The 11,541-nt window shown below is 70.4% G+C and carries 12 protein-coding genes, 3 tRNA genes and 1 pseudogene; 12 read left to right on the forward strand and 4 right to left on the reverse strand.

The window, feature by feature from the left end:
• A partial coding sequence (locus tag ACE3P2_RS02675) for an SH3 domain-containing protein (protein WP_374260686.1) occupies positions 1 to 552 on the reverse strand: 552 nt, incomplete at its 3' end.
• 221 nt (positions 553 to 773) lie between these two features.
• Here ACE3P2_RS02675 and ACE3P2_RS02680 point away from each other — a divergent pair.
• The 3 genes from ACE3P2_RS02680 to ACE3P2_RS02690 are packed head-to-tail and all read left to right on the forward strand — an operon-like array spanning position 774 to position 3,870.
• Positions 774 to 1,997 (forward strand): hypothetical protein, encoded by a 1,224-nt coding sequence (locus ACE3P2_RS02680; RefSeq protein WP_374260688.1) that lies wholly within the window; start codon positions 774 to 776, stop codon positions 1,995 to 1,997.
• 2 nt (positions 1,998 to 1,999) lie between these two features.
• On the forward strand, positions 2,000 to 3,538 hold the full coding sequence (locus tag ACE3P2_RS02685) for a hypothetical protein (RefSeq protein WP_374260691.1): 1,539 nt from the start codon (positions 2,000 to 2,002) through the stop codon (positions 3,536 to 3,538).
• Positions 3,535 to 3,870, forward strand: a complete 336-nt coding sequence (locus ACE3P2_RS02690; protein WP_374260693.1) for a hypothetical protein — start codon at positions 3,535 to 3,537, stop codon at positions 3,868 to 3,870. The genes ACE3P2_RS02685 and ACE3P2_RS02690 overlap by 4 nt, the downstream gene beginning before the upstream one ends.
• A 4-nt stretch (positions 3,871 to 3,874) precedes the next feature.
• On the opposite strand, the gene ACE3P2_RS02695 is transcribed toward ACE3P2_RS02690, so the two are convergent.
• The gene (locus ACE3P2_RS02695) at positions 3,875 to 4,312 is read right to left on the reverse strand and encodes an acyl-CoA thioesterase (RefSeq protein ID WP_374260695.1); all 438 of its coding nucleotides are present in this window, start codon (positions 4,310 to 4,312) and stop codon (positions 3,875 to 3,877) included.
• 82 nt (positions 4,313 to 4,394) lie between these two features.
• Here ACE3P2_RS02695 and nikR point away from each other — a divergent pair, with 82 nt between their 5' ends.
• The 5 genes from nikR to ACE3P2_RS02720 all read left to right on the forward strand — a co-directional run bounded on the left by nikR (position 4,395) and on the right by ACE3P2_RS02720 (position 10,089).
• The gene (nikR, locus tag ACE3P2_RS02700) at positions 4,395 to 4,904 is read left to right on the forward strand and encodes a nickel-responsive transcriptional regulator NikR (protein ID WP_374260698.1); all 510 of its coding nucleotides are present in this window, start codon (positions 4,395 to 4,397) and stop codon (positions 4,902 to 4,904) included.
• 11 nt (positions 4,905 to 4,915) lie between these two features.
• Complete coding sequence (locus tag ACE3P2_RS02705) at positions 4,916 to 6,286, forward strand: sensor histidine kinase (protein WP_374260700.1); 1,371 nt, start codon at positions 4,916 to 4,918, stop codon at positions 6,284 to 6,286.
• Positions 6,287 to 6,418: 132 nt separating this feature from the next.
• Positions 6,419 to 7,237 (forward strand): nickel transporter, encoded by an 819-nt coding sequence (locus ACE3P2_RS02710; RefSeq protein ID WP_374260702.1) that lies wholly within the window; start codon positions 6,419 to 6,421, stop codon positions 7,235 to 7,237.
• A 30-nt stretch (positions 7,238 to 7,267) separates the two neighbouring features.
• A complete protein-coding gene (locus ACE3P2_RS02715) occupies positions 7,268 to 9,352 on the forward strand; it encodes a TonB-dependent receptor (protein WP_374260705.1) in 2,085 nt (694 codons plus the stop codon).
• A complete protein-coding gene (locus tag ACE3P2_RS02720; protein WP_374260708.1) occupies positions 9,352 to 10,089 on the forward strand; it encodes a TonB family protein in 738 nt (245 codons plus the stop codon). Before ACE3P2_RS02715 ends, ACE3P2_RS02720 begins: the two co-directional genes overlap by 1 nt.
• 4 nt (positions 10,090 to 10,093) lie before the next feature.
• Here the strand turns inward: ACE3P2_RS02720 and ACE3P2_RS02725 are convergent, their stop codons facing one another.
• Both ACE3P2_RS02725 and ACE3P2_RS02730 read right to left on the reverse strand, forming a co-directional pair.
• Positions 10,094 to 10,753: an HDOD domain-containing protein gene (locus tag ACE3P2_RS02725; protein WP_374260709.1), complete on the reverse strand. Its 660-nt coding sequence runs from the start codon at positions 10,751 to 10,753 to the stop codon at positions 10,094 to 10,096.
• Positions 10,638 to 10,895, reverse strand: a pseudogene (locus ACE3P2_RS02730) (HDOD domain-containing protein); the annotation flags it as partial. The pseudogene ACE3P2_RS02730 and the gene ACE3P2_RS02725, both read right to left, overlap by 116 nt.
• Before the next feature lie 119 nt (positions 10,896 to 11,014).
• Between ACE3P2_RS02730 and ACE3P2_RS02735 the strand changes: the two are divergent.
• From ACE3P2_RS02735 to ACE3P2_RS02750, 4 genes are all read left to right on the forward strand, one after another.
• A tRNA-Tyr gene (locus ACE3P2_RS02735) sits at positions 11,015 to 11,099 on the forward strand.
• A gap of 72 nt (positions 11,100 to 11,171) precedes the next feature.
• Positions 11,172 to 11,245, forward strand: a tRNA-Gly gene (locus ACE3P2_RS02740).
• A 15-nt stretch (positions 11,246 to 11,260) separates the two neighbouring features.
• A tRNA-Thr gene (locus ACE3P2_RS02745) sits at positions 11,261 to 11,335 on the forward strand.
• 65 nt (positions 11,336 to 11,400) lie between these two features.
• The coding region (locus ACE3P2_RS02750; RefSeq protein ID WP_374260711.1) for a GTP-binding protein at positions 11,401 to 11,541 on the forward strand (141 nt) is incomplete at its 3' end.

Consider the following 11,541-nt stretch of genomic DNA (forward strand, 5'->3'; position numbering starts at 1 on the left):
GCCCATGTCGTGGCGGGGCGGCGGCGCGTCCCAGCGCGGATCGCGGCCCCAGCGTGGCGGTGGCGTGGCCTCGCGTTCCCAGCGGGGCGGAAAGGGGGCCTGCCAGCCGTCGCGGGTCGGCGGTAGCACGCGCACCGGCGGAGGCGGCGGCGCCCGCCAGCGGCTGTCGTCGTACCACGGCTGGTGGCGGTAGTGCCGGCCCCAGTAATCGCCGACCGCGAAGCCGATCAGCGGAATCCCGATGGCCGGCCCGTACTGGGGCACCGGCAGCGCGTTGCCCATCCAGGCGTAGCTCAGGTTCGGCGCGAAGACCCAGCCGCGCAGGCCGTCGGGCAGCAGCACGTCGCACCATTGCCAGTCGGCCAGACAGCCGACGACGCTCAACTCGGCGCCCGGGTAAAGGGTGGCGATCGCCGGGTAGCCGGGCGCGGGTCCGGCGTAAAGCTGGACCGGCCCATTGACGAACACCTGCTGCGCGGCGACGCCGAGGGGCAGGAGCAGGGCGCCGGCGGGCACGGCCGGCAGGCAGCGGCGGGCGACGGAATGGGACATGACGGGCTCCGGAAGACGGGCGGGGCGCGAATTGCGACCGGCGTCGCCATCTTAGAGCGTCCGTCGCGGCGTGTCCGGGGGCGACTGTAAGCACAGGTTGCGCGTCTCCGTGAAGGATGTCGCGTCCCGCGCTTGGCTTTTCATGCGAATCGACTACAATCCGGGTTCATGCCACCGGCGTTTTTGCGGCCGGCGTCCCGATTTCCGGAGTCACCCCGTCCATGGCCTATCCCGTTCCCGACACCTACAGCGTGGCTGCCGGCCAGCCGATCAACGCCGGCCGTCACGTCCTCGCCGCGCCCGACCTCGTCGGCGGCACCGTCCATGCGCTGCTCGCCGGCTGGAGCGGCAAGGGTTTCCAGCTCCTGTCCTCGGCCCCGGCGGTGGACTACAACCCCGCCAGCGCGATCTACACCGCTTCCGGCCACGCCGGCGCGGCCTGGGACGAGGCTCGCGGCATCCTCTGGATGTACGGCTGCGAAAGCCACGGCAAGGCCCAGATGATCAACACCTGGTATCGCTGGGACGCCGCCGACGGCCTGTTCAAGCGCATGGGCGCGCCCGACCCCTGCGTCGGCGCCCACCACGTGACGGCCGACGGCTTCCTGTTCGCCGATGCGGCCAACACCCGGCCGTGGGGCTGCCACACCTTCGACACGCTGTGGTTCGACCCCGCGACCCGCGAGGCCGGCTTCGTCTATGACGCCCGTGACCACGCCTACTGGGCCGATTACGACGGCTGGGGCACGGTCGCGCCGGTGGGCTTCGACATCGCCAACCGGCGCTGCCCGCTGTGGTACTACAACACCGCCAAGGGCGTCTGGCGCAAGCAGGATTCCGCCGCGATCACCTCGTTCTGCAAGGGCAGCACCGGCTCGCCGGTGGTGCGCGACCCGGGCAACGGCTGGTGGCGCGTCGATGGCGCCACCGTCTCGCACCTCGCCGAGGACGGCCAGACGCTGACCAGCGGCAGCATCTGGGGCGTGGGCACCTACGCCTCGGTGCAGGCCAGGCTGCACAACTTCGCCAGCCACCTGGTCATCGTCGGCGGCTTCTACGACACCCCCGGTACCTGGCTCGGGGCAATCCACCCCAAGGCCAACCTCGCCGGCTCCACGGTGCTCAAGATCGCCGACTTCCCCGCGCTCACCGGCTGGGACGCGACCAACACCTGGTCGGCGGCGATGCCCGACGGGCGCATCGTCTTCGGGGCGCAGAACGTTTCGGCGGGTGCCACCGGGGGCGTCATCGGGGCCTTCATCCTCGACTGGAACAAGGCGGTCCCGACCGTCACCGACACCGGCTACCGCCTGGGCCCGTCGTTCTGGGCGCCGAGCCAGTCCTACGAGCTCAAGTGCGTCTGGTCCACCGCGTACAACTGCGCAATTTTAGTCACCAACCGCCAGGGCGCCGGTACCGACCGCGTCTATGGCCTGAGGATCTGAACATGGCTCTGGCTCTCAATTCCACCCACGCCCTGGCCAGCCGGGTCAAGGTGTTGATCGGCGTCGACCCCGCCACCGTCGCGCTGGTCGACCTGGCCCGCGCCGGCGTCGCCTTCACCCTCGACGCGGGACTCGGCTACGTGGATACCCCCCTCGGCAAGGGCGTGCGCTGCACCGGCAGCGGCTACGACTACAAGGGCTTCGCCTTCAACGACTACGCGATCCCGACCCAGGTTGCCTTTGAAGGCACGCTGTTCATCGTCGTGAGCCGGATGACCGGCTTCGGCAGCAACGGCACCCATCCGGTGCGGCTGCCGGGCAGCACGCTGGGCTCCGCCGCGATGATGGTCGGCTTCAACCCGAGCACCGGCAACCTGGGCATCAACGACGGCAACCTCAGCACCGGTCTGGTCGAAGTCAGCCCGGCGCGCAGCATCGCGGGCGACAACCAATGGCACTCGTTCGCGGTGCGTCAGTGGAACGCCGCGGGCTGGAGCACCCTGGCCGGCGATCTCTTCGTCGATGGCGTCGCGACCAATGCCGCCATGTCCGGCAAGCTCGCCGACACCATGCACCTCAACGGCTTCGCGCGGAACCCATCCACATCGTGGGCGGGCGATTTCGTGTGGCTGGCCTACTTCGACAAGAAGCTCAGCGCCACCGAGATCGCCGACCTGCACGCCAGTCTCGCGGCGGGCAACACCTTCGCGCTCGTCACCGGCAGCGCCCCGGCGCCCGCGCTGCCGGCCGGCACGCCGACCATCCAGAGCGTGACGCCGACCGCGACCAGCGCCAGCGTCGCCTACGCCTACGCGGCGGCCGACGCGACCGGCTTCGCGTATTCCCTGAACGGCGGCGCCACGACGGCCCTCGGCGCCTCGCCGGCCAGCATCGCCGGGCTCGCCGCGGGCACCGCCTACACCTTGCGGGTGTGCGCCACCAACGCCACCGGGGCTGGCCCCTGGTCGGCCCCGGCGAGCTTCACCACCACCGCGCTGCCGCCGGCCGACACCACGGCGCCGACGCTCGCGGGCAGCGTCGCCATCGGCAGCCTCAGCGCCAGCGGCTACACCGCGAGCTGGCCGGCGGGCACCGACAACGTCGGGGTGACGGGCTACGAATACCGCCTCAACGCCGGCACCTGGACCGCCGCGGGCAAGGCGACCAGCGTCGCCATCAGCGGGCGCAGCGCCGGCAGCACCGACACCTTCGAGGTGCGTGCCTTCGACGCCGCCGGCAACCGCTCGGTTGCGCTGAGCGCCACGGTCAAGCTGGCCGCGGTGGGGGGCAGCGTCGTCGTCGCCGATGCGCTCAAGAACAACGCCGGTGCCGTGCAGGCCGGGCTCGCCGGCATCCGTTGCACGGTGCTGCGGGCGTCGGATTTCGTCGCCGTGGCGACCGTCGGCGGTCTCACCACGAACGCCGCCGGCGTGCTCGCGCCGATCACCCACGCCGCCATCGTGGCCGGCACGCCGTACCACGTGGCCATCAAGACATCCGCAGGCGGCACCGGCATCACCGGTCCGATCACCGCATCATGAGCATCCGTGTCGATTCCAACCCGCTGATCGCCGGGGCCGTGGTGGTCAGCCAGTACGCCGGCCACGGCGTGTCGGGCGGCGCCGTGCCGACGAGCGGCGACGCCGGCCCGTCGGTGCTGGCCAACGACATCACCCTGCCGGCCGACGCGGGCAAGGAACTCCGGGCCCAGATCACCGCCTGGCCAACCTCGGGCAGCCTGGATTTCTTCGAGGACGGCGGCTTCCGTTACGTCGGGCCGTCCGGCCGCTTCCAGTACCAGCTCTACGTGGACGGCGTGGCGGTGGGGGCGCCGGTGGCGGTCACGCTGGTGGTCGGCGGCGTGCAGCCCTAGCCGGTCAGGCGCATTGCGCCGGGTCGGTCTTCGCGACGAAGCCGGCGGGCACCGGCACCGGACGCCGGGCGCCGTAGTCGAAGAAGATGATGCCGGTCTTGCCGCGCGCCACCTCGCGGCCGCTGGCCTTGTCGGTGGCGCGCCACACCAGATCGCAGCCGTACTTGTTGAACTCGGCGGGCGTCATCTCGAAGACCAGCGTCTCGCCGTGGAAACTCTCGGACTTGTACTGCACCGCGGCGTCGGAGACGACGATGCCGACGCCTTCCACGTCGAGTTCGGTGTAGCCCAGGAACTTGAAGAAGCGCACCCGCGCCTCGGACACCAGCGACAGCAGCAGCGCATTGTCGAGGTGGTGGCCGTAGTTGATGTGGCCGATGTAGATCGGCACCTCGGTGGAAAACACGAAGCGTTCGGGCAGCTGGATGATGACGCGGGCCATGGGCAAGCTCTCACAGGAAGTCGGAAAGCCCCGATTATGGCATCGCCGCCGCCGATTGCCGGCGCTGGCGGTGGCGGGCAGAATGAGCCGCCTGTCCTGCCCGGAGCCCATCGTGGAACGCTTCACCATCTCTCTCGACGAAGACCTGGCCCGCGCCTTCGACGCGCTGATCGCCGAGCGCGGTTACTCCAACCGCTCCGAGGCCGTGCGCGACATCCTGCGCGCCCAGATCGAGGGCGCGCGTCTGGCGCGGGAAGATGCGCCCCACTGCATCGCCAACCTGTCCTACGTCTTCAACCACCACGAGCGGGAGCTCGCCGAGCGGGTCACCCACGCGCAGCACGCCCGCCACGATCTCTGCGTCGCGACGCTGCACGCCCACCTGGATCACGACAACTGCATGGAAAGCGTGATCCTGCGGGGCCCCACGGTCGAGGTACGGGCCTTCGCCGAGGCGCTGATCGCCAAGCCCGGGGTGCGCCACGGCGCGCTCAACCTGGTCACGGCCGACTTCCGCAGCCAGCCCCACGCGCACGGCGACGGCGACCACGCCCACCCGCATCCCCACGGCCACTACCGGCCGCGTTCCTGAGCCCCGCACCGATGACCAGGCCCGAACGCCCGCGTCCGGATTCGTCCGCGCTCCTCGCCGCCGCGCCGGACGGCATGGGCGAGGGCGCCTGGATCGACGTGATCCAGAAGATGGACGAGGTGTATTCCGACCTCCTGCAGTACGAGGTCGCCCTCGAGGAAAAGAATGCCAAGCTCGAGGAGAGCCAGGGTTTCATCCTGTCGGTGCTCACCTCGATTTCCGACATCCTCGTGGTGTGCGACCGAAGCGGGCGCATCGACGACGTCAATCGTTCGCTGGAAGTCTTCACCGGACGCTCGGCCGAGGCGTTGCGTGGCAGCCTGTTCTTCGACCTGCTGGCCGATCCCGCCGCGGTGGCGCTCGCCAGGGGGCTGTTCGCCCAGCGGGGCGACGCCCCGGTGCACGACTGCGAACTGGCCCTGCGCGCGGCCGACGGCAGCGCGGTGGCGGTGTCCATCAACTGCACGCCGCGTTATTCGTCGGTGGGCAAGTCGCTCGGCGTGGTGGTCACGGGGCGGCCGGTGGGGGAGCTGCGCAAGGCGTATTCGGCGCTGCGCCAGGCCCACGACGATCTGAAGCGCACCCAGCAGCAGCTCCTGCATTCCGAAAAGATGGCGTCCCTCGGGCGGCTGGTGGCTGGCGTCGCCCACGAGCTCAACAACCCGATCAGCTTCGTCCTCGGCAACACCCATGCCCTGCAGCGCTACGCGTCGCGCCTCTCCGAGTACCTCAGCGCCGTCCACGCCGCCGGGCAGAGCGACGCGCTCCGCGCCCTGCGCGAGCGCCTGCGCATCGACCGCATCCTCGCCGACCTCGACCCGCTGATCGAAGGCACCGTCGAAGGCGCAGAGCGGACCCGCGACATCGTCGACGGCCTCAAACGCTTCTCCGCCCTCGATCGGGAGGAAAACAGCCGCTTCGCGCTGGCGGCGGTGGTCGAGCGCTCGGTGAGCTGGGTCTGCAAGGCGCTGCCGGAGCGTTTCGAGGTGACGGTGGATCTGCCCGGCAGCCTGCCGGTGATCGGATCGTCGGGGCAGATGCAGCAGGTGGTGATGAACCTCGTCCAGAACGCCGCCGACGCCACCGCCGGTCAGCCCGTCGCGCGGCTCGCGATCCGCGGCCGCGTCGAGTCCGGCGCGGCCGGGCAGGAGGCGGTGCTGCGCTTCCACGACAACGGCCCGGGCATCGAGGCGCGCCACCTCGCCCACATCTTCGATCCCTTTTTCACCACCAAGCCGGTCGGGCGGGGCACCGGCCTCGGCCTGTCGATCAGCTACGGCATCGTCGAGCGCCACGGCGGCAGCCTCTCCGCCGGCAACCACCCCGACGGCGGCGCCGAGTTCGTGCTGCGTCTGCCCCTGGCCGGAAACGACGCTGCCTGATCGCGGCGTGGGCCGGAAGCGCGCTTGCCACCGCCCGCCACGTCCCGCGCCCGGCGTCGCGGTGGGGGAGGGCTGGCACGGATGTTGTATGCACTAAAATAATTAGTTCATACGCGCGTTCCGGGAGCCGTCATGTCCGTCCTGCCCACCGATAGCCTTGGGCTCGTCCTGCTGGTGTTCGTGCTTGGTCTCAAGCACGGCTTCGATGCCGATCACCTCGCCACCATCGACGGGCTGACGCGTTTCAACGCCCGCGCCAACCCGCGCTGGGCGCGCTTTTGCGGCACCTTCTTCTCCCTCGGCCATGGCGCGGTGGTGGTGGCCGTCGCGCTGGGTGTGAGCCTGCTGTCGCGCGGCTGGACCGCGCCGGCGTGGCTCGAACTGTCGGGCGCCTGGATCTCGATCGCTTTCCTCAGCGCACTGGGCGTGCTCAATCTGCGTGCGGTGTTCGCCGCCGAAGCGCACGAAATGGTGCATCCGGTCGGCCTCAAGGGGCGCTGGCTGGGCCGCCTCGGGCGCGTCGCCCACCCGGCCGGCGTGATGCTGGTGGGGGCGTTGTTCGCGCTGTCCTTCGACACCGTGAGCCAGGCCGCGCTGTTCGCGGTGGCCGGTGTGCAGGCGGGTGGCGCGCTGCACGCCGTCGGGCTGGGGCTCGCGTTCGTGGCCGGCATGTTGCTGGCGGACGGCGCCAACGGGTTGTGGATCGCGCGCCTGCTCGCCCGCGCCGACGGCGTGGCCCGGGTGGCGTCGCGGGTCATGGCGTTGGCGGTGGCGGGCATGAGTCTGCTGGTTGCGGCCTGGGGCGCGGCCCGCCTGGCCTGGCCGGCCGCCGAAGCGTGGGGCGAAGGCAAGGAGCTGGCCCTCGGTCTGCTGGTGGTCGGGGTGATCTTCGCGAGCTTCGTCGTCGGCCAGCGGCTGGCCCGCCTGCCGGCCCAGGAGGCGGTGGGCTGACGCCGGCGTCGTGTGTCGCCGCCGGATAAGATGAAAATAAAATTCAGCATCCGCGCGGGCGTCGTCTGCCCGCTGCCCTGGCTGCTGAGCTTCGCGACGGCGGCGTGGGCCGGCATCGACATGCCCACCCTCGACACCGTCGAGGTGGAGGCCGCCGCCGACTTGCTCGGCGTGGCCGGCAGCGCCAGCGAGGGATCGGTGGGCGCGTCGCAGCTGGCCCGTCGGCCCTTGCTGCGCGCCGCCGAGGTGCTCGAGACGGTGCCCGGCCTGGTCGTGTCCCAGCACAGCGGCGACGGCAAGGCCAACCAGTACTATCTGCGCGGCTTCAACCTCGACCACGGCACCGATTTCGCCACCTGGCTGGTGGGCATGCCCCTCAACCTGCCCACCCACGCCCACGGTCAGGGTTACACCGATCTCAACTTCCTGATCCCCGAGCTGGTGTCGGTCGTGCGCTACCGCAAGGGGCCGTACGCGGTGGACGAGGGCGACTTCGCGGCGGCCGGCGCGGCGCATATCGACTATCGGCGCCGCCTCGCGCAGCCTTTCGTCCAGGTCGAGGCGGCGCGACACGATTACCGGCGGCTGCTGGCGGCGGGCTCCGGACCCGTGGCGGAAGGCGGGCCGACGCTTCTCGGCGCCGTCGAGTTGGCCCGCAACGACGGGCCGTGGAGCGAGCCCGAGGGCCTGCGCCGCGCGAACGGCGTGGTCCGCCTGTCGTCGGGGTCGGCGAGCCACGGCTGGTCGCTCACCGCGATGGCCTACACGTCGCGCTGGTCGGCCACCGACCAGGTGCCGCGGCGGGCCGTCGACGCGGGGGGACTCGGGCGTTTCGGTAGCCTCGATCCGAGCAGCGGTGGCACCACGCGCCGCGCGAGTCTCTCCGGCGAGTGGGCGCACGGCGACGCCACTGGCCGCAGCCGCGCCAGCGCTTACTTGGTGGATTATCGCCTCGACCTGTTCTCGAATTTCACCTACGCGCTCGACAACCCGCTACGGGGCGACCAGTTCGAGCAGGTGGACCGGCGCCAGATCGGCGGCGGCGCCGGCAGCCGCACCTGGTTCGCCGACTGGGCTGGCCGCCCGCTGGCGCTGACCCTCGGCGGCGACCTGCGCCACGATCGCATCGGGCAGGTCGGGCTGTTCCTCAGCGAAGCGCGCCGACGCTACGCCGGCGTGCGCAGCGACCGGGTCGATCAGACCCGCGCCGGCGTCTTCGGCGAAGTGCAGGTGCAGTGGTCGCCCCGCCTGCGCGGAGTTGCCGGCCTGCGTGCCGACCAGTATCGCTTCGCGGTGAGCAGCGACACCGCCCAGAACAGTGGCGAACGCGACGCCTTCCTCGCTGCGCCCAAGCTCGGTCTCGTTCTCGGGCCGTGGGCGCAGACCGAGCTCTACGCCAACTACGGCCACGGCTTTCACAGCAACGACGCCCGCGGCACGACGATCCGCGTCAATCCCGACCCGCGCAGCCCCGAGTTCGGCCAGCCGGTGGCGCCGGTGAGGCCCCTGGTGCGCGCCCGCGGGGCCGAACTGGGGCTGCGCAGCGTCCTCGCGCCCGGCTGGACCAACACCGTCGTGTTGTGGCGGCTCGATCTCGCCTCCGAGCTGCTGTTCGTCGGCGACGCGGGGATCACCGAACCGAGCCGGCCTTCGCGTCGGCAGGGTCTGGAATGGCGCCACGACTGGCTGGTGGCGGCGGGGATCGGCGTGGATGCCGATCTGGCGGTCTCGAGCGCACGCTTTCGCGACGGCGAGGCAGCGGGGTCTCGGGTGCCCGGCGCGGTCGCGGCGGTGGCCTCGGCCGGAGCGTCCTTCGATGCCGGCGGCCGCTGGTTCGGTGGATTTCGCGTGCGCTACGTGGGGTCGCGCCCCCTTGTCGAAGACAATTCGGTACGATCCGCCCCCTCGACCTTGACCAATCTTAAGGTAGGCTACCGCCTGGACAGGCAAATTACCCTGTCGCTGGACGTGCTGAACCTGTTCGACCGCAAGGTCAGCGACATCGATTACTACTACGAGTCCCAGTTGAAGACCGAAGCCGCTCCCGTTGCCGACATCCACTCCCATCCGGCCGAGCCGCGCACCCTGCGCCTCGGCGTCCGGGTCGCGCTGTGATGACCGATCGCGGGCTGGCCTGCGCGGTTGCCGCGTCGATCGTCGCCCATGGCCTCGTGCTGGCCTTTGGCGGCGGTCTGGGCGCGCCGGCGAACACGCCGCAGCGGCTCCTCGAGGCCCGTCTGCTGCCCGAGCCCCCGCGGGAAAAAACGCCCGAAAAGATTCCCGACAAAAAGCCTGTCGAGCCGCTGCGCCCGCAACCCGCCGCGTCGGTGGAGCGCGCCCATTCCCCCCGTCCGGCCAGCCGGCCCGATCCGGTCGTCGCGCCGGCGCCGCAGCGCCTGGTGAGCGAGGCACGCCCCGAGCGGCCGGCTCCCGCCATCACCACCGCGGCCCAGCCGGCCGCGGCCGCTGCGCCGCTCGCCACCGCCAATTCGTCGCCGGCCACGCCCGGTCCCGCTGCGCCTGCGGCCGGGCCGGCCACGGCGGCCGCGCCGGCCTACACGCCGCCCAGCTACGGCGCCAGCTACCTGCACAACCCCAAGCCGGGCTATCCGATGATCGCCCGTCGTCGCGGTCTTGAAGGCGTCGTGCGCCTCGACGTGCGCGTGTCGGTCGATGGCGTGCCGATATCGGTCAAGGTGCGGGAGGGCAGTGGCTACGAAGCGCTCGACGAGGCGGCCCTCAATGCCGTCTGGCACTGGAAGTTCACGCCCGCGCGGCGCGGTGGCGAGGCCGTCGAGGCGTCCTTCGTCGTGCCGATCCGATTCCAGCTCGATCGCGACGAGGCCGGCTGAGGGCTCAGTCCAGCTCGCGCCCCAGCGCGTCCAGCGCCGCTTCGTCGAGGCCCAGTTCCGCGTCTGCGGCGTCGGCCCAGTCGATCCAGTCGGGCGACATCCCGTCGCGGGCGCGCCGCCCGGCCGCGAGCAGCAGCGCCAGTCGTCGCGCGGTGTTGTCCAGTCGGCGCGCCAGACGCGGATCGTGGTGAGCGCGGATCGCCTCGCAAACTTCGACCGGCAGTTTCCAGTTGCGCGCCACCAGATAGCCGGCCGCGGCGTGGCCGGTGCCGGAGAGCGCGTCCAGCGCCCGGGCCCCCGCCTCGAGGGTCGGGCCGCGGCCCTGCAGCAGCGCGCCGTGCTCGGGCGCACGCCGCAACACCACTGCGAGGCCCGCATCCTGCATCAACGCCGCCAGATAGGCGTCGTCCGCGAGCCTTGCGTGCCGCGACGAACGAGCCAGCGCGTAGCTGAAGTCTGCCGCGCGCGCAGTTCGACCAGATCGCGTCGACCACCTGCGGGTCGAGGCCTTCGCACTGGCCCTTGAGTGCCACGCTGGCCGCGGTCGCCAGGGTGCGCGTGCGCCCCAGCATCGTGATCGCCTCCAGCGCGGTGCGCGGGACGCTGCGCGGCCGAAACACCGGCGAATTCGCGACCCGCAGCAGGGCTCCGGTGATCGCCGGATCCTGACTGACCGCCTGGGCCAGCGCCTTCGGCCCCGCATCCTCGTCCGCCGCCGCGGCACGCAGGCGCACAAAACCCGGCCCCGGCGCGGGCAGCACCACCCCGCTGGCCAGCACCGCATTTACCAGCAAATCCTTGTCCATGCGTCGAATTGTCCAATCCGGTTGAGCTTGCGATCCGGATTAAAGCACAGGGATAGCAAAAAAAGCGTCGAATGTGTTTGACAGCGGACGAAGTGCTGTCTAGAATGCGCGTCTCGCTTGGAGGGGTTCCCGAGCGGTCAAAGGGATCAGACTGTAAATCTGACGGCACTGCCTTCGAAGGTTCGAATCCTTCCCCCTCCACCAACAGTTTAGCTGTGTGCTCCGTCCGTGAGTTGCGGTGACGTGAGTGGTGAAAAGAGTCGTGCGTTGTAAAGCGCGGGTGTAGCTCAATGGTAGAGCAGAAGCCTTCCAAGCTTATGACGAGGGTTCGATTCCCTTCACCCGCTCCAGGTTGCGTGTGTGAGGCCCATGTAGCTCAGTGGCAGAGCACTCCCTTGGTAAGGGAGAGGTCGGCAGTTCAATCCTGCCCATGGGCACCATCGATTCAATGGTGCGGCGTTCAGAGTAGTATTCCAATTTCCTGATTTTTTGCGGAGTTGATGATATGGCCAAGGAAAAATTCGAGCGGAAGAAGCCGCACGTAAACGTCGGCACGATTGGTCACGTTGACCACGGCAAGACCACGCTGACCGCTGCAATCACGACCGTTCTGTCGCGCAAGTTTGGTGGCGAGGCGAAGGCCTAC

It is taken from the genome of Zoogloea sp. (assembly GCF_041911615.1).
In the GTDB taxonomy this organism is placed as follows: Bacteria; Pseudomonadota; Gammaproteobacteria; order Burkholderiales; family Rhodocyclaceae; genus Zoogloea.